Source organism: Neorhizobium alkalisoli, from assembly GCF_007829835.1.
In the GTDB taxonomy this organism is placed as follows: Bacteria; Pseudomonadota; Alphaproteobacteria; order Rhizobiales; family Rhizobiaceae; genus Neorhizobium.
Window position 1 is genome coordinate 262,271 of sequence record NZ_VIWP01000002.1, and the last position, 21,682, is coordinate 283,952.

12 protein-coding genes and 3 tRNA genes are annotated in these 21,682 nt (G+C 61.6%); 3 read left to right on the forward strand and 12 right to left on the reverse strand.

The window, feature by feature from the left end:
- Positions 1-143: 143 nt before the first annotated feature.
- From FHW37_RS07100 to FHW37_RS07120, 5 genes are all read right to left on the reverse strand, one after another.
- On the reverse strand, positions 144-746 hold the full coding sequence (locus tag FHW37_RS07100) for an NADH-quinone oxidoreductase subunit C (RefSeq protein WP_145634387.1): 603 nt from the start codon (positions 744-746) through the stop codon (positions 144-146).
- A gap of 18 nt (positions 747-764) precedes the next feature.
- Positions 765-1,346, reverse strand: coding sequence for a NuoB/complex I 20 kDa subunit family protein (locus FHW37_RS07105; protein ID WP_145634390.1), 582 nt, complete (start codon positions 1,344-1,346; stop codon positions 765-767).
- On the reverse strand, positions 1,337-1,702 hold the full coding sequence (locus FHW37_RS07110) for an NADH-quinone oxidoreductase subunit A (RefSeq protein ID WP_145634392.1): 366 nt from the start codon (positions 1,700-1,702) through the stop codon (positions 1,337-1,339). Before FHW37_RS07110 ends, FHW37_RS07105 begins: the two co-directional genes overlap by 10 nt.
- Positions 1,703-2,053: 351 nt before the next feature.
- A tRNA-Asp gene (locus FHW37_RS07115) sits at positions 2,054-2,130 on the reverse strand.
- A 66-nt stretch (positions 2,131-2,196) separates the two neighbouring features.
- A tRNA-Asp gene (locus FHW37_RS07120) sits at positions 2,197-2,273 on the reverse strand.
- A 264-nt stretch (positions 2,274-2,537) separates the two neighbouring features.
- Between FHW37_RS07120 and FHW37_RS07125 the strand changes: the two genes are divergently transcribed.
- A tRNA-Val gene (locus tag FHW37_RS07125) sits at positions 2,538-2,613 on the forward strand.
- 87 nt (positions 2,614-2,700) lie between these two features.
- On the opposite strand, the gene FHW37_RS07130 is transcribed toward FHW37_RS07125, so the two are convergent.
- The 3 genes from FHW37_RS07130 to gmd form a co-directional block, all read right to left on the reverse strand.
- Positions 2,701-3,621, reverse strand: a complete 921-nt coding sequence (locus tag FHW37_RS07130) for a calcium-binding protein (RefSeq protein ID WP_145634395.1) — start codon at positions 3,619-3,621, stop codon at positions 2,701-2,703.
- 77 nt (positions 3,622-3,698) lie between these two features.
- Entirely contained in the window at positions 3,699-4,670 is a 972-nt protein-coding gene (fcl, locus tag FHW37_RS07135; RefSeq protein WP_145634397.1) for a GDP-L-fucose synthase, read from the reverse strand.
- Positions 4,663-5,790 carry a GDP-mannose 4,6-dehydratase gene (gene gmd, locus FHW37_RS07140; RefSeq protein ID WP_145634399.1) on the reverse strand — a complete coding sequence of 376 codons (1,128 nt, stop codon included), beginning with the start codon at positions 5,788-5,790 and terminating at the stop codon, positions 4,663-4,665. Before gmd ends, fcl begins: the two co-directional genes overlap by 8 nt.
- Before the next feature lie 372 nt (positions 5,791-6,162).
- Between gmd and FHW37_RS07145 the strand changes: the two genes are divergently transcribed.
- Positions 6,163-6,951, forward strand: a complete 789-nt coding sequence (locus tag FHW37_RS07145) for a metallophosphoesterase family protein (RefSeq protein ID WP_145634401.1) — start codon at positions 6,163-6,165, stop codon at positions 6,949-6,951.
- A 3-nt stretch (positions 6,952-6,954) separates the two neighbouring features.
- Here the strand turns inward: FHW37_RS07145 and FHW37_RS07150 are convergent, their stop codons facing one another.
- Genes FHW37_RS07150 through FHW37_RS07160 form a run of 3 tightly spaced genes read right to left on the reverse strand, consistent with a single transcriptional unit; the run spans position 6,955 to position 16,626 of the window.
- Positions 6,955-7,743: an SDR family oxidoreductase gene (locus FHW37_RS07150; RefSeq protein WP_145634403.1), complete on the reverse strand. Its 789-nt coding sequence runs from the start codon at positions 7,741-7,743 to the stop codon at positions 6,955-6,957.
- Between the two features lie 16 nt (positions 7,744-7,759).
- Positions 7,760-9,148 carry an aminotransferase class I/II-fold pyridoxal phosphate-dependent enzyme gene (locus tag FHW37_RS07155; protein ID WP_145635935.1) on the reverse strand — a complete coding sequence of 463 codons (1,389 nt, stop codon included), beginning with the start codon at positions 9,146-9,148 and terminating at the stop codon, positions 7,760-7,762.
- Positions 9,149-9,186: 38 nt separating this feature from the next.
- A complete protein-coding gene (locus FHW37_RS07160; protein WP_145634406.1) occupies positions 9,187-16,626 on the reverse strand; it encodes a type I polyketide synthase in 7,440 nt (2,479 codons plus the stop codon).
- A 737-nt stretch (positions 16,627-17,363) separates the two neighbouring features.
- Here FHW37_RS07160 and FHW37_RS07165 point away from each other — a divergent pair.
- On the forward strand, positions 17,364-18,224 hold the full coding sequence (locus FHW37_RS07165; protein WP_145634408.1) for a DUF6030 family protein: 861 nt from the start codon (positions 17,364-17,366) through the stop codon (positions 18,222-18,224).
- A gap of 5 nt (positions 18,225-18,229) precedes the next feature.
- Here FHW37_RS07165 and FHW37_RS07170 read toward each other — a convergent pair whose 3' ends face one another.
- The gene (locus FHW37_RS07170) at positions 18,230-21,682 is read right to left on the reverse strand and encodes an ATP-binding protein (RefSeq protein ID WP_145634410.1); all 3,453 of its coding nucleotides are present in this window, start codon (positions 21,680-21,682) and stop codon (positions 18,230-18,232) included.

The following is a 21,682-nucleotide window of genomic DNA, read 5'->3' on the forward strand; positions in this document are numbered from 1 at the left end:
CCTCAGCTCCCCCGACATTCTGTGTACAAAATGTCGCATTGACCCGAAATGGAGTTGATCGATATCAAGTGACACTCAAAAATGCCCTGCCCGCCTAACTCCCTGCAACTTCAACAACTTACTGCATGCGGTTGAGATCAAATTCAGCTTTTGGCCTTCTCGTCTCCGGGCAGAACGTAATCCGTACCCTCCCAAGGCGACAAGAAGTCGAAATTGCGGAATTCCTGACGCAGTTCAACGGGTTCGTAGACGACTCGCTTGACGCTGTCATCATAGCGAACCTCGACAAAACCAGTGGTCGGAAAGTCCTTGCGCAGCGGATGCCCTTCGAAACCATAGTCCGTCAGAATACGGCGCAGATCCGGGTGGCCGGTGAACAGGATGCCGTAGAGATCCCAGGCTTCGCGTTCGAACCAGTCGACACCGGGATAGACGGAGCAGGCGGACGGAACGGGCTCTTCCTCGGCGGTCGCGACCTTGACGCGGATGCGGACATTCTGCTTCGGCGACAGGAGATGGTAGACGACATCGAAACGCTTTGCGCGCGCCGGATAGTCGACACCACAAATGTCGATGAAGCTGACAAAACCGCATTTCGGATCGTCACGCAGGAACGTCAGAAGCTCGACGATGCTGTCACCATTGGAGACGAGCGTCAGCTCGCCATAGGCGATAACGGCATCTTCCACGAGGGCGGAACGCGCCTCGCGGATATAGGTGGAAAGCTCGGTAAGGGCTTCGGTCATGATATCCTCCTCCAGCCCTCAGCGTTCGATCGTACCGGTGCGCCGGATCTTCTTCTGCAGCAGAAGCACGCCGTAAAGCAGCGCCTCTGCCGTGGGGGGACAGCCCGGCACGTAGATATCGATCGGCACGACGCGGTCGCAACCGCGCACAACCGAGTAGGAATAGTGGTAATAGCCACCGCCATTGGCACAGGAGCCCATGGAAATGACGTAACGCGGCTCCGGCATCTGGTCGTAGACCTTGCGGAGCGCAGGCGCCATCTTGTTGGTCAGCGTGCCGGCGACGATCATCACGTCCGACTGGCGCGGCGAGGCGCGCGGCGCAAAACCGAAACGCTCGACGTCGTAACGCGGCATAGACAGCTGCATCATTTCCACGGCGCAGCAGGCGAGACCGAACGTCATCCACATCAGCGAGCCGGTACGGGCCCAGTTGATCAGCTCGTCCGTCGAGGTGACGAGAAAACCCTTGTCGGCGAGCTCATTGTTGATCTCGCCGAAGAACGCATCATCGCTGCCGACCGGCTTGCCGGTATTGGGATCGATGATCCCCTTGGCCTGTGGCGCGACGAGAGTGCTGCCGCTATCGACTACTCCCATTCCAGCGCTCCTTTCTTCCATTCATAGATAAAGCCAACGGTGAGAACACCGAGGAAGACCATCATCGACCAGAAGCCGAACCAGCCGAGGTCACCGAAGGATACGGCCCAGGGGAACAGGAAGGCGACTTCCAGGTCGAAGATGATAAAGAGAATAGACACGAGATAGAAGCGGATGTCGAACTTCATGCGGGCGTCATCGAAGGCGTTGAAGCCGCACTCGTAAGCCGAGAGCTTTTCGGAGTCCGGCGCCTTGTAGGCCACTGCGAAGGGTGCGACGAGAAGTGCAATTCCGATCACCATGGCAATTGCTATAAAGATCGCAATCGGGACATAGGATGCGAGGAGGTCACTCATTGTATTCGATCCCTGCTTGCCAGAAGCGCCGGGCGGCGCTTTGGAATCAATGCGCGGCAAGCGAACGTGCATTGCAACACGCCGTGACTAGCGCAGCCGACGCCCCCGTGCAAGCCCCTTGCCCCCTGCAACCAACGCCAAAATTCGACACAATTCTGCGACGATTGGGGCCGGAACGGGAGGCGCATTCCCACTCCCCTTGGATAGCAGGCGATCCAGCATGGAACACCGCGCAAACGGGGCTCGGGGACAATATTTTGCACCCTGAAAAAACTGTCGGATTTTTTTCGAAAAAGACGAACGACAACCCCGGAGGGGAAGCGAAAAAGCGGAGGAATTGGAGAAGGGAAATGGCGCGAGTGACGGGGCTCGAACCCGCGACCTCCGGCGTGACAGGCCGGCACTCTAACCGACTGAGCTACACCCGCGCATAATTTCCGCCTTGCGGCAGAGCCTTTCGCGTTTCCGCTAAGGCAGAGTTTCGAGGCGTTTGATGGCGCGAGTGACGGGGCTCGAACCCGCGACCTCCGGCGTGACAGGCCGGCACTCTAACCGACTGAGCTACACCCGCATCATCAACAAGGGATCAGATCCCTCCGTCTTGCGGCCTCGACCGCTTGACTGTGAGCGGCTAACTAAGTGGTTCATGTTCGGGTGTCAAGCGCGTTTCAAGACAAAAGAATGACGCTTCCAATCTTTCTTCTCCCCTCCCCCATCGTCTGTGGGTTTCGCCATTTTTTTCAAAAAAACATCATGAAAGCTCTTGCGGTTTTCCGCCGACCCGCATAGATCACAGCCACCGACGCGGCGGCCTCAACGGCCCATCACCGCGGAAGGGCGATTAGCTCAGTTGGTAGAGCGCCTCGTTTACACCGAGGATGTCGGGAGTTCGAGTCTCTCATCGCCCACCATTTTCTCTCCGAAAATCAAAACACAACTGCAAAACGGCTTCAGCGCGTTTTCGCCTTCAAAAGCCGCCAAACGGCTTTATTTCCCCGTCACAGCAGAAAATAGTCCTTCGTGACATCGTGCTGGCCCTGCAGCCGAATCCACAGATCCGTATAACCGTCACCATCCGTATCGGCGGCGATCGCCGTGCCGGTGGCGAACTTGTGGAAACGCAGCTCGCCCGCCTCGCCGGAAAAGCGGTCTGTTCCGATAAAATGGAAATCCTGGCGGCCGGCCTTGCCGATGTCGGCATCCATAAAGCGCAGATCGATCTTGTCGTGTTCCTTGAGGCTGAAATCCTGGATCGTCTGCCATTCGACGGAAACCGATTCGATGGCCGACTTGAACACGAACAGGTCGGCGCCTGCGCCGCCATAAAGATCGTCCTGGCCGCCACCGCCGTAAAGCATGTCCTTGCCATCACCGCCGCGCAATGTGTCGTCATCAGCGCCGCCGTAAAGCTTGTCGTTACCGCCGCCGCCAACAAGGATATCGTTGCCTTCCCTGCCGTAGAAAACCTCGTTGCGGCCATTGCCATAGATCTCGTCGACACCTGATGTGCCCGAGAAGGTCGCAGGAATGGCCGGGGCGCGGGAGACCTCCTTGACGTCCCGCACACCGAGGACGATGTCGAGATCACTGCCGTTACCCGCGCTGTCGATCGCGTGGACCGTCAGCTTGTAATAGGCATGATAGCCATCGGCATCGTAGTCGAAGGTCCGTGATGCACGGATCTGGCTGCCGGACAGATAAAAATCCTCCCTGCCGCCTTCCTCGCTCACCACCGTTGCGACGTCTGTCAGGGGATCGGTGGAATAACGCACCAGCGTCTGATCGACAATCATCAGGGATACGGCGTCACCTTCCGGATCATCGACATGCAGCGCCGCCCAGAGAGAACCGGCCGCCCGGCCTTCGAGATTCAGCCCGCTATAGGCAATCGTCATCGTTGGAGCTTCGTTGACAGCCATGACTTGTCCTCCCGTCGACCGTCAGGACATTCTGACCATGGACAGGAAGGCTGGCAAGAGATGCACGCGGGTTCGGCTTAAGCCGCACTCTCCCGGCTGCGTTCCGTGAACTCGCCCTTGAGAAAGGCCGCATAGGCATTCGCCACGCCATCCCTCAACGCGATGGACGGCTTCCAGCCGAGCGCACGCAGCTTTTCGGCGCTCATCAGCTTGCGTGGCGTACCATCGGGCTTGGAGAGATCGTGGGCGATACTGCCCTTGAAACCGACGACATCGCAGACGAGCTGCGTCAGCTCCAGGATCGTGACGTCCTCGCCGGAGCCGACATTGACATGGGTTTCGGCGGAATAATTCTTCATCAGATGGACGCAGGCATCGGCGCAATCGTCGACATGCAGGAATTCGCGGCGCGGTGTGCCCGTGCCCCAGACGGTGATTTCCGCCTGGCCGTTCACCTTGGCCTCATGCGCCTTGCGAATCAGGGCCGGCATGACATGGCTCGATTTCAGATCGAAATTATCGCCGGGGCCATAGAGATTGGTCGGCATGGCCGAGATAAAATCGGTGCCGTGCTGGCGGCGAAAGGCCTGGCAGAGTTTGATGCCGGCAATCTTGGCGATCGCATACCATTCGTTGGTTGGCTCCAGCGAACCGGTCAGAAGCGATTCCTCGACGATCGGCTGTTCGGCGAATTTCGGGTAAATGCAGGACGAGCCGAGGAACATCAGCTTTTCTACGCCAGCCTTGTGGGCAGCGTTGATGATGTTGGCTTCGAGAATCATGTTCTCGTAGAGAAAGTCGGCCGGATAGGTGTCGTTCGCCAGAATGCCACCGACCTTGGCGGCAGCAAGAAAGACCGCATCCGGCCTGTTCTTCTCCATCCAGGATTCGACATCGGACTGACGGGTCAGATCGAGCTCGGCGCGCGTCGCGGTCAGGACCGTGCAATCTTCCGAGGCGAGACGGCGGGTAATGGCTGCCCCCACCATGCCGCGATGACCCGCGACATAGACTTTCTTTCCCGACAGGTCGTAAAGCGCCTCAGGCATGCGGCAGGCCCTTGTTGCCGCCGGACAGCGGCACGTTGCGGGCCATGATCTTCAAATCTTCTCGCACCATTTCGGCGACGAGCTGATCGAGCTTGGTTTCATGGGTCCAGCCGAGCTTTTCCAGCGCCTTGGCCGGATTACCGATCAGGAGATCGACCTCGGTCGGGCGGAAATAACGCGGGTCGATTTCGACGACGCATTGGCCGGAGGTCGAATCATAACCCTTCTCGTCGACGCCCTCGCCCTTCCATTCGATCGGCATGCCGACCTTGGCGAAGGATTTTTCGACGAAGGAGCGCACGGTATGGGTCTCGCCCGTTGCCAGAACGTAATCGTCGGGCTGATCCTGCTGCAGCATCAGCCACATGCCGCGCACATATTCGCGGGCATGGCCCCAGTCGCGCTTGGCATCGAGGTTGCCGAGATAAAGCCGATCCTGCAGGCCGAGATGGATGGCGGCCGCCGCGCGGGTGATCTTTCGGGTGACGAAGGTTTCGCCGCGGATCGGGCTTTCGTGGTTGAACAGGATGCCGTTCGAGGCATGCATGCCATAGGCCTCGCGATAGTTCACGACGATCCAGTAGGCATAGAGTTTTGCCACCGCATAGGGCGAACGCGGATAAAACGGTGTCGTTTCGCTCTGCGGCGTCTCGCGCACCTTGCCGTAAAGTTCGGAGGTGGACGCCTGGTAAAAGCGGGTCTTCTCCACGAGGCCGAGAAGGCGGATCGCTTCCAGCAGGCGCAGCGTGCCGGTGCCGTCGGCATTGGCCGTGTATTCCGGCGTCTCGAAGGAAACCTGGACGTGGCTCTGGGCGGCGAGATTGTAGATCTCGTCCGGCTGGGTTTCCTGCACGACACGAATGAGGTTGGTCGAATCGGTCATGTCGCCGAAATGCAGGATGAAGCGCGGATGATCGATATGCGGATCCTCGTAGAGGTGCTCGATCCGGTTCGTGTTGAACGACGACGAGCGGCGCTTGATACCGTGGACCGTATAGCCCTTTTCGAGCAGCAGTTCCGCCAGATAGGCACCGTCCTGGCCGGTCACGCCGGTGATCAGGGCTGTCTTGCCGCTGTTCTTGTCGCCGCCCTTGCCGATACCCTTGGCACTCGCTGTCATCATTTCCCCCTAAGGAACCATTTGCCGCATGTAAGACGCCGTATAGAGCGCCGCAATCTTGCGGGAATCTTATCAAAGGCGCGAAGGGCGGGAAACAGCAGCCGGTGATTATGGGCCGATCGCCTCTATTTTGGCGGAAAGGCCATGTTTATCAGCTATTCTCCTGCCTATCCGGCGATAAGCATGGCGGAAAAATACCAAGCCGGTCGGCGCAGTTTCGGGACGAGGCCGGAGGCAGACACTGGCGCGATTCGCTTTCGCTTGATGGTGCGGCGCACCATTTGGCGCAGCCTCTTGTTAAGCTTCCGTTAGGCAACCATTTCCCATTGTCATATCTCACTTGAAATTTTCGCCACACAGCGATCGGAAAACATGCGCAAGGTCATCGGTTGGCTTTCCCGGACCAAGACAAGCCAGGCGGCGCCATCGCGTCGCCGACGGATTGATCTTGGCGAACGGCCGGCTCCCTATCCCATCTATGCCATTGGCGACGTCCATGGCTGCCTCGACCTCCTGCAGCGTGCCGAAGCCAGGATCGCCGCCGATATCGCCGCCACGGGCCGCGCCGGGCTTGTCGTCCTGCTCGGGGACTATATCGACCGTGGACCTGCCTCTGCCCAGGTACTCGATCATCTGATCGCACCCAGCGCACTCGGGCTGAAGCGGCTGCCGCTCTGCGGCAATCACGACGACCTCTTTCAGCGTTTTCTCGCTGATCCGGATGCAGGTGCCGATTGGCTCGGCCTTGGCGGCGAGCAGACGCTCAAATCTTATGGAATCGATATTCACAACGGCACGTTTCGCCAGAGAAGCCGGGCGGGCACGCTGAAGGCGCTGGTCGATGGCACGGTGCCGGAGATCCACCGGCAGTTTCTGGCCGGCCTGCCGGTCAGCCTCAAGGTCGGCGATCTGTTCTTTGTGCATGCCGGCATTCGGCCGGGCATTCCGACGGAAGACCAGAGCGAGAACGACATGCTTTGGATCCGCGAGCCTTTCCTCTCGGACGGGCCAAAACTGCCGCATCTGATCGTCATCCACGGCCATACGCCGCATGATGCCCCCTCGCCCGGCCCGCAGCGCATCGGCATCGATACCGGCGCGTTTTATTCGGGCGTGCTGACGGTGCTGCGTATCGATGGCAGCCAGGTCGCGTTCATCTGAGCCTTACCGTTTATGGCGCGGCCGGAACCAGGCGAAGACGAAGGGTTTGATCAGCGGGCCGAACAGGCCGAGCATGGTGATCGAAAAGCCGAAATAGAGTTTTGCGCGGCCACGATCGGTGGCGACTACGATCTTTTCCGCGACCGATACGGCCGACCAGGGCGGTGCGGCGCCCATCAGGGCACGTGCCTCGGGCGGGCGTTTCGGCAGCTCGTTGACGAATTGCGGCGTATCGGTATCGGGCGGGAAGCAGATCGAGACGGAGACGCCGTGCATGGCCGCTTCCGTGCGCAGGGCCTCGGCAAAACCGGCCAGAGCCGATTTCGAGGCGCAATAGGCGGAATAGCCGGGAATGCCGATCAAAGCCGCGCCTGAGGAAACGATCATGATCTTTCCGCGCCCGCGCGCACGCATGCCGGCATAGGCGGCGCGCACGGCATTGGTGGTGCCGAGAAGATTGACGTTGATCTGCTGCGCGAAAACCGATCCAGCCTGTTCATCGAAACGGCCGGGTTCGACCATGCCGGCCGAAGCGATAAGAATATCGCAGGGGCCGAAACGCGATTCGCAGGCAGCGAAAGCCGCCGAGATTTCGGCTTCGATGGAAATATCGGCGGACTGGATGGCGACTGTGCCCTGCCCCGCAGCAAGCGTGGACGACAGGTCACGCGCGGCAAGCTCGAGCTGGTCGAGATTGCGCGCGATCAGGGAGACGTTTGCGCCGCGGCGGACATAGATGCGGGCGACCTCAAGTCCGATGCCGCTCGATCCTCCCGTGACGACAACGTGCATCGCGCCACCTTGCCGATCAGGAATTGTCGGGCGTCTGCAGCATCGGCGAGAGCTGCATCATCTTTTCCATGTCGAGCGAGGCAAGGCCGAAATTCCGCTCCTGCAACGCCTTCAGCCGCTTCGCCGTCGCCTGGACGGCATAACGGATCTGCTCTTCGGTATGATTGCAGGTGATGAAGAAGCGCAGGCGCGCCAGACCTTCCGGTACGGCCGGATGGATGATCGGCAGCGCATTGATGCCGTCTTCGAGAAGTTCGTTCGACAGCTGCACGGAGCGCAGGGAATCGCCGACAAGAACGGGCACGACGGAAACACCGACGCTGAGGCCGGTATCGAGGCCGGCTTCCTCGGCGCATTTCTTGAAGAAGGCACCGTTCTGTTTGAGCTTTTCGGTCCGCTCCGGCTCGCTGGTCAGGATGTCGAGACCGGTCTTGGCCGCCGTGGCAAGCACCGGTGCGAGACCGACGCTGTAGACGAAACCGCCGGCTTCCGCCTTGAGGATGTCGGCGAGCGCCTGGGAACCGGCGATATAACCGCCGCAGCTCGAGCTCGTCTTCGACAGCGTGCCCATCCAGATATCGACGCTCTTCGGATCGATGTCGAAATGTTCGAACGTGCCGCGGCCGGTCTTGCCGAGAACGCCGAGCGCATGCGCCTCGTCGACCATCAGCCAGAAGCCGTAACGCGAGCGCAGCTCAAGCAGGCCCGGAAGGTCGGCAATATCGCCGTCCATCGAATAAACGCCTTCGACGATGACCAGCACGCGGCGGAAATCGGAAGACAGGGTGCGCAGAACCGTTTCCAGGTTTTCGACGTCGTTGTGGCGGAACAGGCGGCGGGTAGCACCTGACAGCTTGATGCCGGCAAGCGCGCTGTTGTGGATGAACTCGTCATGCACGACGAGATCCTGCGGGCCGACAAGGCAGCTGATCGCTGCGACATTGGTCAGATAACCGCTGACGAAACAGACGGCCGCATCAACGCCGTAGACTTCAGCCAGCTTTTCCTCGAGCGCGGCATGGACCGGACGCTCGCCGGCAACCAGACGGCTCGCGGAAGCGGAAATGCCGTAACGGTCGATCGCCGCCTTGGCATTTTCCGTCACCTTCGGATCGGTATTGGTGCCGAGATAGTCGTAGGAGGCGAAATTGATGAATTCCTTGCCGCCCATTGCCGTCGTCGCACCGGCTGCCCGGTCATGCGAACGGTAGAAGGGATTGTCGACGCCGATCATCTCGCCGGCTTTGCGCTGGACGGTGACGCGCTGATATTCCGGAAGCTTGTCGAAGGAGACGGGCTCGCGCAGCGGCTGTTTCGGCTGGCGGTTCAGGCGGGCGGACCGATTACGACCGCTCGCCTCCTTGGCCTGACGCATCTGTTCGAGGAAATCCTTCTTCCCCCCCATGCTGTGCGTGGAGGGGTTTTGATCCGGATCTTTGCTGGTCACTGTGCGGCTGCTTTCTGCTGCGTCGTCGTCGAGTGGCTCTTCACAAGCCGATCGAGAACTTCATCGTGAACGGCTTCCTCCTCGCCGTTACGCTTTGCTACGCGTTCACGCAAGCGGCTTACGACATCACTCACAGTCGTATCCTCGCCGACACCGCTCAACGGAATGTCAAAACCGGTCTTCTGCTGGAAGCTCATGCCGAGTTCCATCGCCATCAGGCTGTCGAGGCCGATATCCTTCAGGACCTTTTCAGGCGTGACGGTATCTTCGGCAACGCGCAGGATCGTGGCGATTTCCGAGGCGACGAGCGCGTGCAGGAGAAGCTGGGCTTCTTCCGCCGACTTGCCGCGGATCAGGTCTTCCAGATCGATCCGGTCGCCGTCGCTTGCCGTCTGCTGGTTACCGGCAGCCCGGATCGCCGTCTCGAAGATCGCGGCATTGGCAATCGGCAGCATGCGGACGGCGGCCCAGTCGACTTCGGCGATCATGACGGCTGCGGCGTCGATCGTGCCGGTATCGGTCTGCATGTAACGCTCGACCTGTTCCAGCGCGTCGCGGGCCTTCATCGCCTTCTTGCCGATACGCTTGGCAAGCAGATCGTTGACCTCGGCATTGCGGGCGAGGAAGCCGGTATCGGCAATCGCGCCGAAGCCGACTGCGAGACCTGCCTTGCCGGCCGCGCGACGGGCGCGGACGAGGCCTTCGAGATAACCGTTGGCGATGACGTAGTTCGCCTGGCCCGGATTGCCGAGCATGGTCGTGGCGGACGAGAAGAGCAGGAAGAGTTCCAGCTCGTCACCGGCCGTCAGGCGGTCGAGAAGTTCGGCACCCTTGACCTTGACGTCAACGACTGGCTTGTTGCGCTCGGGCGTCAGGTTGGTCAGAAGCGCATCGTCCAGAACCATGGCGGCGTGGATGACACCCTTGATCGGGGTCTTCTTGCGCAGCTCGGTCAGCAGCGCCGAGAGCGATGCTTCATTGGTGATGTCGCAGGCATGGACAGTCGCAGTGACGCCCTTTTCCTGCCACTTGGCGATTGCTGCCAGCGTTTCCGCATCGGCAATGCCGCGGCGCGAGCAAAGCGCGATGCGCTTGGCGCCCTTGGCAACGAGCCAGTCGGCAGCAACGAGGCCGAAGCCGCCGATACCGCCGGCCACCAGGAAAGCGCCCTCGTCATCAAGACGGATTGCCTGTCCGGGTGCGGCCACAACCTTGTCCTTGCCGGAAACCGGCGGACGGATGACGATCTTGCCGATATGGCCGGCATTCTGCATCAGCCGGAAGGCACTGCCGATCTCATCGTAACCGAAGGCACGGTAAGGCAGCGGCGCAAGTTCGCCCTCGTCGAACAGCCTGCCGATCTCGCCAAAGATCTTCTTGGTGATGGCCGGCAGGTTGACCAGCAGCTGGTCGGCGTCGATGCCGAAATAGCTGATATTGCGGCGGAACGGACGCAGGCCGATCTTGCGGTCGGAATAATAGTCGCGCTTGCCGAGTTCGAGGAAGCGGCCGAACGGCTTCACCAGTTCCAAGCTGCGTTCCATCGCTTCGGAGAAGAGCGAGTTGAGGACCAGATCGACGCCCTCGCCGCCTGTGACGCCGCGCACCTTGGCGACGAAATCGAGCGAACGCGAATCGAAGACATGGTCGGCACCCAGCGCCTGCAGGAAGCGGCGCTTTTCCACCGTTCCGGCCGTGGCGATGACGACGGCACCCTTGAGCTTGGCGATCTGCAGCGCGGCGAGACCGACACCACCGGCAGCGCCGTGGATGAGGATCGTTTCACCGGCTTCGATATGGCCGAGCTGGACCATGGCGTAATAGGCGGTCAGGAAGGCAACGGGAACGGTCGCGGCAGCCTCGAAATCGAGACGGGCCGGGAATTTCGTCACACCGTCGCGGCGAACCTTGACGTGGGTCGAGAACGCGGCCGGGCCGATGCCCATGACCCGGTCGCCCGGAGCGAGATCGGTGACGGCGGAGCCGACTTCGACGACGCGGCCGGCCATTTCCATGCCGATCGTGGCGCCGGCAAAACCGTCTTCCAGCGCTTCTTCCGGCAGAAGGCCCATGGCCCACATGACGTCGCGGAAGTTGAGGCCGGCTGCTTCCATGGCGATGACGACTTCGTCTTCGGCCGGAACCGGCAGCGCACAGCTTTCCCAGACGATGCTGTCGACGCGGCCGGTCGTGCCCTGACGGATGGTCGCGGCACGGAAATCCGTTTCGGCGATATCGGTGGAGCGGAACGGACCGGCAGCAGCGCGGATTTCGGCCAGAGTACCGTCGCGCAGCACCCATTCGCGGTTGGCGACCGAGGACGCCAGGATGGCGGCCAGATGCGCGCCGAGATTCTCGTCTTCCAGTTCGACATCCAGCATATGGATTTCGACGGCGTCATATTCATTCTGAAGAACGCGGGCAAAAGTCCAGAGGCCGGCATTGGCCTCGTCGCTTGCCTTGTCGGCCAGCGGCGAACCACCGGGGGCGACGATCATCAGACGCGGCTTGTCGGCAGCCGAATGCGCAGTTGCCCATTTCGTCAGGCTTTCCGCATACTGGCGGAAGCGCTCCATGCGGGCGAGCGAAAGCTCGGCCGGATCGCGATCGGCCAGACGTTCGCCGAGGTAGGCGAACTGCAGCGGCGCGGCTTCGGAAGCTTCGAGCGCCTTGGCAAAGGCGGCCTCACCAGCCGTCGCATCTATCGTGATGCGATCCTTGCCGAGCGTTGCGGCATGGGTCGGCGTTTCGGTGATGGCAACCAGCGTCTTCGGCAGCACCGGAACGGCGGCTTCCTGCACCGTTTCGGATGCAGCGGCAGCAACGATCAGGCCACCCTGCGCAAGCAGAGCTTCTTCGGCAGACGAGAGCGGGAAGCCGAGATCGGCGACCAGATCCTTGATCTGCTGCACGGTACCGAGCGTGCCGACCGGGAATTCCGGCGACTGGCTTGCGGCGAACCAGCCTTCGGAAAGACCAAAGGCAAAGTCGTTGAATGCGGACGGTGCACGATCGACGAAGACCAGGGCAGCGCCCTGGGCAGCAGCGGCACGCAGGCCGGAGCGGATATCTTCATCGGCCTTGAGCAGGTTCTGGCTTTCGATACCGGCAGCCAGGATCGCGTCGATCGTGGTGAGGCCGGCAATGCGCTTCGGCTCGATGACCGAAACATGCGCATCCTGATCGAATTCCAGTTCCAGCGCACGGCGAACGCCTTCACGCGGCTCGGCAATGACCAGGACCGCGCCCTGATCGGCAGCCAGCGACGCCAGACGGCGGCTGACGGAAGCCGACGTCGTGCCGAGTTCGAGCATGGTGCGGATCGGCCGGCCTGCAGAGCGGCAGACCTCTTCCAGCACGTCGAGCGCCTTCAGCGAACGGGCCTGACCAAGCGGCGAATGGACGAGAACGTGGTCGAGCGTCGCTTCGCTGAAATTACGAAGGTCGACGGCTTCGTCCTCGCCACGCAGAAGCGTGACCGAGAGGTGTTCAAGTGCATCGCGATAGGCGTTGTGGACCAGAACGGCCTCGGCGATACGGCCGGAATCCTCGCGGTAGATTTCCTGGATCAGCTCGCCAACCGGCGGGAAGCTGAATTCCGACGGAATGCGCCAGCCGCCTTCGACGGGCGAAGCGATGCCGGCATCTTCCAGAATGTAGAGACAGCTTGCGAGGAAGGAGCGGAAATTAGCGTCACCGGCAAATTTCTGCGGCGATACCAGACCATCCTTGGAGGCAAGCGTCAGGCCGATCTCGTGGCAGGCGCGATAGATCGCCGCGTCGAGCATCAGCGAGGCATTGTCCTGCTGCTGTTCACCGGCGCGGTTCAGCACCAGAGCATCTTCCAGGCGAACCGGAGCAAGCGGCATCGGCAGCGTGGTCGGCACCGTCTCGTAGTGGAAGGCGACCGAGGCAAGGCTGTGATGACGGCGCAGCGCCGTGCGGCGGAAGCGGCAGTCTTCGAACACGACGACCTGTTCGCCGTCTTCGCCGAACATGCGGAAATTGACCTTGATCGAGAAGCTGCTGAAGCGCTCGATCTCGATGACGGCACGGCTGATCGCCTTACCCTTGCCGGTGACGCGGACGGAGCCGAAGCGCACCGGAATATAGGGCGAGCCCGCTTCGCTGCCCGAAAGCTGATCGAACAGGGCAACGAGGCCGTGGAAGACAGCGTCAACCGAGAACGGGTTGAGATTGTAGCCGATATAGGGATGCGCGGGTACAGCCGCCGACTTCAGCTCGACTTCGACGATGTTCCCGCCGAAGGCGACAGCCTTGGACAGGAGCTGGAAACGCGGGCCGTATTGCAGGCCGAAGCGCTCTGCCGTCTCGTAGACTTCGGCAGAACCGAGAATGGTGCCCTCGCCTTCATGCGCGCGCCAGGCCTGACGGTCGCTGGAATGCTCGACCGGCTTGCGGCAGCGGGCAACGGCATGGACGGTCCAGTCGTCGCTGCTGAGACGTTCGCGCGAGCGGATCTCGATGTCGCCGGTTTCCGGCGAGATCAGCGTCGACAGTTCGAGCATGCGGTCGGGCCGCAGCTCGAGCGGGCGGACGATCTCCATGTTGGAGATCTCGACCTCGTCGGCGTTGAAATGCGCCTGTGCGGCGGTGACAGCGATTTCGACGAAACCACTACCCGGAAGGATCGCACGCGAATCGACGACGTGCTCGGCCAGATCCGGGAAGAGCTGGGCGTCGATATGGTTTTTCCAGTGCGAACCGTTCGGGTCGTTGCGCCAGCCGAGCAGCGAATAGCGGCTCTTGTGGTCGCGACCGAAAACGTCGATCTCGTCGGTCGTGCCCGGCATTTTCAGGGAGACCGGCTCGAGCGGCAGTGCCGGCAGTGCGGCAAACGCATTGCGCTTGCCGGCATGGCGCGACTGGGCCGGAGCGACGCCATTGGCGATCGCGCGGGCAAAGGCCTGCGAGACCGGATCACGGCCGGCAATCGGCGCTTCGCGCTGCAGGGTGCCGATCACGACAGCCGGTTGCTGCTCGCTCTTGGCGATTTCGCTGACATAGTTCGACAGGATCGAGCGCGGCGAGATCTCGATGAAGAGATTGCAGCCGAGATCGATTGCCGCTTCGGCAGCCGACTTGAACAGGACCGGGTCGCGGACATTGCGCCACCAGTATTCGGCATCGAGACCACGGCCATCATAGATGCCGCCGGTCACGGTCGAAACGAAGTTGCATTCGCCGCTCTTCGGCTCGATGGTCGGCAGGTCAGCGAGGAATGCGTCGCGGGCGCTGTCGATGATCGGGTGGTGGAACGGGTAGTTGATGTCGAGGATGTGGACGACGGTCTGCGACTTGCGGGCCGCATCACGGAAGGCCTGAATTTCGGCAACCGGGCCGGAAATCGTCACCGAATTCGGCGAGTTGACGGCAGCAACGCAGATGTGGTCGAGGCCATGCTTGCGGGCGAAAGCCTGAGCTGCCTCTTCGCTCATCACGATGGCGGCCATCTTGCCCTGGCCTGCGAACAGGTCCTGCGACTTGGAACGCTTGGCAACGATCGCAACGGATTCGGCAGCCGTCAGGGCCTTGGAGGCATAGGCTGCTGCGATTTCACCGACCGAGTGGCCGAAGACGACATCGGGGCGCACGCCGAGAGCGGCGAGGCAATCGGAGATCGAAGCCTGGATGGCGAACAGAAGCGGCTGGGCGATCTTCGTATCGGCCAGGCGGACGTTCAGATCTTCCGCGAAGAGAAGATCGCTCAGCTTTTCGCCAAGGTAATATTCGAACAGTGCGCTGAAGGCCTGGAAGCACTGGCGGAAATGCCGGTTCTCACGATAGGCCTCGACACCCATGCCTGCCCATTGCGCGCCGTTGCCGGCGAATACGAAGGCAAGCTTGCCGACATGGCCGGGGGCTTCGCCGCGCTCGCCCTCGGAGGCGGTGCCGGTCAGATGGGCTTCGATGGCACGCAGGACGCGGTCTTCCGACTTTGCCTCGACGGCAAAGCGGTGGCGCATCGGATCGCGGTTGGCGGCCGAAGCGGCAACGATCTGGCGTGCCTTGGCGACATCGGCGCGTTCGAGCGCGGACTTGTAGCTTTCGAGCAGCGAGGTCAGCGCGCTGGCGCTATGGGCGCTGGCGAGGAACAGCGTGTTGTTGTCGGACTTGGCCGGAACCTCCGGCGCTTCGGCCGGCTCCGGATCGCCGATGACGACGTGGGCATTGGCGCCGCCGAAACCGAAGGAGTTGATGCCGGCGAGACGATTGCCCTTGCCCGGCAGAAGCTTGATCGCCTGCATGTTCACACGAACATTGAGATCGGCGAAATCGATGTCTTCGTTGACCTTGTCGATATGCAGCGTGGCCGGCAGGTAATCGTTTTCGAGCGCGATCATCGCCTTCAACAGGCCGAACAGGCCGGAGACCGGCTCGGTATGGCCGATATTCGACTTGATCGAACCGATCGGCAGCGGCGCCGGGCGCTTCTGGCCGATGACGGTGCCGATTGCCCAGACTTCGGCCGGGTCGCCGACGCGCGTGCCGGTGCCGTGACCTTCGATGAAGGCGACGCGGTTCGGGTCGATGCCATTGCCCTGATAGATCGTCTTCAGGAGCTCGGCCTGCGCCTCGCGGGACGGAAGGCTGATGCCGTTGGTGCGGCCGGACGAGTTGACGCCCGTCGCGTGGATCCGCGCATAGCTGCGGTCCTTTTCGCGCTTTGCGCGGTCGCTGCGGCGAAGCACGATGGCAACACCACCTTCGGAACGCACGTAACCGTGGCCGTTGGTGTCGTAAGCGCGGCAAAGGCCTTCCGGCGACAGCATGCGCGCCTGCGCAAAACCGACGAAGGACAGCGGGTGAACGAGGATGTTGACGCCGCCGACGATCGCGGTGTCGATATCGCCACGCTCAAGGGCGCGCGTTGCCTGATCGAGGGCAAACAGCGAGGACGAGCAGGCCGTATCGATCGTCATGCTCGGGCCGTTCAGGCCGAAGACATGCGAGATACGGTTGGAGACGATCGACAGCGTATTGCCGGTCATGAAATACGGGCTGCCCGAAGCCGGATCTTCCGACGACAGATTGCCGCTTTCGAGGCTGGACGCGCCGATATAGACGCCGACCCGTTCATTGGCGAGCGTGCTCGGCGCGAGACTTGCGTCTTCCAGCGCCTGCCAGACAAGCATCAACAGGACACGCTGCTGCGGGTCCATCTGCATCGCTTCGCGCTGGGAAAGCCCGAACAGCGACGGATCGAAATCATAGACGCCGTCGATAACGCCGGCTGCGTAAGTGTAGGTCTTGCCGGGCACGCCCTGTGCTGGATGCCAGAACCGCGCAAGATCCCACCGGTCTCCAGGGATCTCGGTGACTGTGCACCGTCCTGCGCTCAGGATCTTCTGGAGTTCCTTGATGGATTTTGCACCAGGGGCGACACACGCCCTACCAATAATGTCGATCGTCATTGTCACTCTGTGTTCGTCACAGCTAAAATGGCGGACGTGGGAGTACCGCGTCAGATAACTTTAACAACATACTTATCCGCAGTTGTCACGAGAAAAGCAAAAACAGACGCCGTACCAAGTCGAGACGGCGGCTAAACAGCAACGGACGAAACGGCCCACTTGATCAACGAGAAGCATGTCGATCACCCGATCGCCTGGAGAATCAGATTGGCCCACTCCAATCCAAAACCCCGACAAAACCTCGATTCCCACCGTCCGACAGGCCCAAGGACCGAGACGGGATTCGACGCTCTTAAGCATATGGAGCGTCCGACAACAAGCCGGACCTTTCGCAACGCAGCGAAAAATAAAATCTGTGCGTTCTTTTGGCGCGGCAGCGGCACGCGCAAGGCGAGCCTCCAAGTTACCGCCACCTGTGTCATGCAGAGAGCCGCAATTTTCGACACAAATCCTGCTGTAACGAAGTAACTCCCTAGGAAACAACGATTTTACCTGTATCGCATTTGAAGCCTTGCGACGATGTGTTATGCCGATCGGGTTAGGTCCTGTGGACAATAGGAATTTTCAACCCGTGCGGGAAATTCAGCGCATCACGCAATATGCAGCCAAGGGGAAGGATTTTTTCCACAAGGCATGTCATGTGCTGATCAAACCGTGCGGAATGTCGGCCCTGCCCCGCCGCGATCTTTCCGTTGTCTGCGCATAGTCACCAGGCCTTCCTCAACCGGAACCCGCCTATGCCGCCGCATGAGGAAAAGGTAAAATTCGCCACCCCCGCTGATCGCCGCCGCCGGCGCAGTGGCGGGTTTCTCGTGTTCTGGCTTCTGCTGGTCGCCGTTCTCGGCGGGCTTGCTGCAACCGTGCTTGCCGTCAATGACGGACGAAATTACCTGCGGCTGGTGCATCAGTTCCACCTCGAGCAATACCTCTTGCCCGCCGCACCGGCACCGGACCTCAAGATCAACCGCCAGCGCCAGCTCTCACCGGCAATCCGTTATCCGGCGTCGCTTTATCCCGGATGGCTTCTGCGAGCCTCGCTGGAGCGCGCCACGACCTTGAGGGCAGCATCCGGTCCTGCGATGGAAGATCGTTGCCGTCAGCTCGGCGGCGAGAGCGGGCCGGTTGCCGAATACAAGGCGCGCGGCCATGAATGGGAGTGCAACTATCTGCGCCCGTTCGGAGACGCGCCGGAAGCGGCTTCACTGTTCGTACAGGCGAAAGGGATCGTTGCGGGAGAACTGCATACGTTCCGCATCAAGACGAGTTTTACCGATCCCGCCCAAGACGATGAAGTATTGGCCAGTGCGATAAGCGCGATCGACCAGTTCGAGCTGCGTCTCAGCCCCGAAAGCCGCGCCTATCTGGAAGACAAGCTCAGGAACCGGGTCAGCTTCAAGTCGACACTCGAAAACTTTCGCGCCGTGTTCGGGCCGGAAATGCTGGACCAGCGCCGGTTCAACCTCGTTCTCGTAGCACGCCCGGCGACGAGCGAATGCCGGAGCGTTCCGGAAACGGCCTTGACCTCCATTACCGCCGTTTCAATCGCCTGCCTGCCACTGCAAAGCGGTCGTTCCTGGGCACCACCAGCCGCAGGCTGAGTGGATCACAGCCTTTCCAGCCTCACCACATCGACCGCATCGCCAAGCTCCTTTTCGGCCGCATCGACAAGGCTCAGCTGATGGGTAAACAGGATTGTCTGGAACCGGTCGCCGGCAGCTGCCAACACCTTGAGGCCTGCAGCCGTGCGCTCGTCGTCGAAAGTCTGAAAAACGTCGTCGAGGATCAGCGGCGCCGGCTCGTTGCGGCTGCAGTAATCCTCCAGAAATGCCAGCCGTAGCGCCAGATAAAGCTGATCACCCGTTCCTTCGCTGAGACCTGAAAGCGGCACCTGCTCGCCTGCCTGACGTTCGACAGCAAGCCGCAGCTCGTCCGCCTCGTCATAAAGCTGCACGAGGCGGGAGAAACGGCCATCTGTCAGGGCGGAAAATACCTCGCCGGCCCGCATCATCACGGGATCGGCCTGCTGCTCGCGATAGGTCTCCATGGAGCTTGCCAGCAGATCGGCTGCGAGTTTGAGCACGACCCAGCGCCGGGCAAGCTCCCTCGCCTCCTCTTCGGAAGCACGCTTCTGGAAAACGGCCCGCTCGGCGCCGATCCCCGTCTCCAGTTCCTGCCGCCGGCGCTCATTGTTGGCCTGGGCGATGCCGAGCGTCCGCAAGGTCTCGACCTGACGATCGTCCTCGGCCTGCAGCCGTTCGATCTCGATGCCGGCCGCGATGCGGTCGAATTCGGCGAGATCCGTTCGGATATCCGCTTCCAGCGCCCCGTCCGCCTGTTCGGCGAAACGCCGCCGCGACTGAGTGAGAGAGGTTTCAACTTCGCGGCGCTCGCGCAGATCGGCGAGCAATCGATGCAGTTCGGCGGGCTCCACCGCGGCCTGCTCTGCGGACCGCGTCAGTGCGAGGTCGACCGACGATGCCTCTTCGCTCCAACGGGTGGATGAAAGCTCGGCACGGGCCAGTCCTTCCAGGAGCGTCGCACGACGGTGTTCCGCCGTCTGTGCCTCGATCGCCCGGCTATTGAGCTGGCCTGCCGCGACATCGGCCGGAAGCGATGTCAGTTCGGCTGCGATCCTGCTGCAGAGCCCCGATACCGTCTCTTCGAAATGCTCCATATCGCGGGACATGCCGCGCACGCGCCTTTCGCGATTGTCACGCTCTGACATGATCGACGGTATCGTGCGCCAGACATCGAGGGCCGCGAGCGCCATCTCGGTCGTCGCATCGTCACCAAGGCCGGCCCGTGTCAGGGAGAGCATAAATCTCTGGCGCCATTCCTCGACCCTTTCATCGAGGCCTGCCTGCTGCTCCTCGAAACGACCGAGCTGCTCCCTTGCTGAGGACTGCAATCTCTCCAGCGTGCGGCGCTCGTTCCAGCTCGTACCCAACTCCTCCAGCCGCCGTTCCAGTTCGCGGGCGAGGCTCGTGAGCGGCAGGACACCACCTGCAACGCCGACGGCATCGGCAAGCGCCTGCATGGCCGGTTGCAACGCCTCTTCCTTCAGGCGCAAGGTCTCGATGGCATCGCGGGCGTCGGCAAGGGTGCCCGAAAGGGCAAAGATTCCATCCAGCGACCGCCGCCATTCGATCATCCGCTCCGGCGTTGCCAGAGACACGGGAACAACCTGAAAAAGGTCCTCAAACTCGGTGACGGCATCGGCGGCAGCGATGGATGCTTCGTTCGCCGCCCGCCTGGCAGCGGCGGCCTTCTGATCCAGTTCGCGCTGGCGGATGACGAGCTGCGTATGCTTCAGCACGCGTTCGGCATCGTCGAGAGCGGCATCAGACAGACGGTCGGCATCGGTCACAGCCTGTCTTGCCGCATCCATTGCAGCAGCCGAAGGCTTTTCTGCCAGAAGGCCGATCAGGGCGTCTCGGCCTTCCCGCGCCTCCGCGATTTTTTCACGAGAGACGATCTGCCCTCCGCCTTCCAGCGCCGCCAGCGCGGCGGTGACGTCGGCCACGTCCTGCTGCAGCTGTGCTACCTTCTGCGCAGCCTGGGCACTTTCCAGCCTCGCCGCCTCTATGACGCGCTGCTGGCTGACCAGGGTGGCAATCTCGGGAAGGTTTACCGAAAGCAGACGCTCGACATCGCGGACCGGTGGATCGAGACGGGCGGCGGCAGCGGCGAGATCGCTTTCGGCACGCTTCACCCGCACCGTCAGATTTTCGATGGCCGACAATTCGGCAAGATCCGGTCTGAGCGCGATCAAGCGATCGGACCAGGGTTTTGGATCGACAAGCCGCCCGCCCGCCGCATCGGCTTCCAGCTTCCGCAGGGCGTCGCGTTCCTCATCGATACGCTTGCGCAGCTGCTTCAGTTCGCGATCAAGATTTTCGCCCTCTCCGACAAGCTCCTTCAGACGCACGAGATCCGCATCGGCAGGCTGGGCGCCTTCGAGATCGGTCGCGCGTGAAAAGCCGAGACGCCGGGCCGAATGCAGCAATCTGGTCTCGAAATCCTCGACCTCGGCACGAACACGGGCGATATCTTCGCGTGCCTTCAGATAGGCGCCCTTGTCAGCGTGCACAGCAAGGATTGCCGGAGCAGAAGCGATCAGCTCCTCATCGACATGCACCGTGGCGATCTCGTCCTTCAGGCGCGAGACTTCCGCCCCTGCGGCCTGATGGGCTTCCGCAACCTGCCGGGCGCGATCGAGCAATGTCGCCAGTTCCTCTTCGAAACCGGCCGGGAGCGTGGCCAGCCCGGCATAGGCCGCCAGCCTGTCGCGTTCGAGGTCGATCTCGCGCAGCAGCGGCTGCAGTCTGAGTCGCCTGTTCAAGCGGTCGAGCGTGCCTTTCGTATCGACGCGCGCTGTCTGCACGGTCTTGATCGAAGCCTCGATCTCGGCCTGTTCGGCAATCAGCTTTTTCCAGTCACCGGCCTTCAGCTCGTTGTCGCGCTCGGCGCGACGTGCCTCATCATGGGCGTCGAGGACCTGATAGAAGCGGCGGTCCTTGGATTTGCGCTGGCCATAAATGCTATCGGCCTCGGCCTCCAGCGAGCGCCGCAGATCCGAGAGACCGTTGAGGCCTGACGCTGCCGAGAAAAGCAGGCTGCCGATCTCGCCGCCGCTTTTCAGCATCGTCTCGCCGCCGGCCCGCAGGCTGTCGGAATCAAGGCCAAAGGCCCGCTGAAAAACATCGCGGGAGAGATTGCCGAGGAAGGGCGCCAGCGCATCGTCTGAGAGCGGCTCTTCCGCCTCCGTGGCAGCCAGAAGCGTATTCTTGCGGCCCTTGCGGCGACGGAAATTTAACGTGCCGCCATCGCGAGACAGGATCTCGGCACCGACCCGCAGCGAGGCGGAATCGTGGCGGAAGGTATAGTCGGACTTTTCCGGGAAGCCGAACAGGAGGTCGGATATGGCCGAAAGCGCCGAGGATTTGCCGGCCTCGTTGGGGCCATAGACGACGTGCAGGCCGGCACCGGGCCGGAAGCGCAGCGAACGATCGGTCAGGGCGCCATAACGCAAAATGTCGAGACGATTGAAACGCAT

Coding starts and splice junctions, on each gene's coding strand:
- FHW37_RS07100 (WP_145634387.1), bottom strand. CDS start 746: ATGACCGAAGCCCTTACCGAGCTTTCCACCTATATCCGCGAGGCGCGT.
- FHW37_RS07105 (WP_145634390.1), bottom strand. CDS start 1,346: ATGGGAGTAGTCGATAGCGGCAGCACTCTCGTCGCGCCACAGGCCAAG.
- FHW37_RS07110 (WP_145634392.1), bottom strand. CDS start 1,702: ATGAGTGACCTCCTCGCATCCTATGTCCCGATTGCGATCTTTATAGCA.
- FHW37_RS07130 (WP_145634395.1), bottom strand. CDS start 3,621: ATGGCTGTCAACGAAGCTCCAACGATGACGATTGCCTATAGCGGGCTG.
- fcl (WP_145634397.1), bottom strand. CDS start 4,670: ATGCCTGAGGCGCTTTACGACCTGTCGGGAAAGAAAGTCTATGTCGCG.
- gmd (WP_145634399.1), bottom strand. CDS start 5,790: ATGACAGCGAGTGCCAAGGGTATCGGCAAGGGCGGCGACAAGAACAGC.
- FHW37_RS07145 (WP_145634401.1), top strand. CDS start 6,163: ATGCGCAAGGTCATCGGTTGGCTTTCCCGGACCAAGACAAGCCAGGCG.
- FHW37_RS07150 (WP_145634403.1), bottom strand. CDS start 7,743: ATGCACGTTGTCGTCACGGGAGGATCGAGCGGCATCGGACTTGAGGTC.
- FHW37_RS07155 (WP_145635935.1), bottom strand. CDS start 9,148: ATGGGGGGGAAGAAGGATTTCCTCGAACAGATGCGTCAGGCCAAGGAG.
- FHW37_RS07160 (WP_145634406.1), bottom strand. CDS start 16,626: ATGACGATCGACATTATTGGTAGGGCGTGTGTCGCCCCTGGTGCAAAA.
- FHW37_RS07165 (WP_145634408.1), top strand. CDS start 17,364: ATGCCGCCGCATGAGGAAAAGGTAAAATTCGCCACCCCCGCTGATCGC.
- FHW37_RS07170 (WP_145634410.1), bottom strand. CDS start 21,682: ATGCGTTTCAATCGTCTCGACATTTTGCGTTATGGCGCCCTGACCGAT.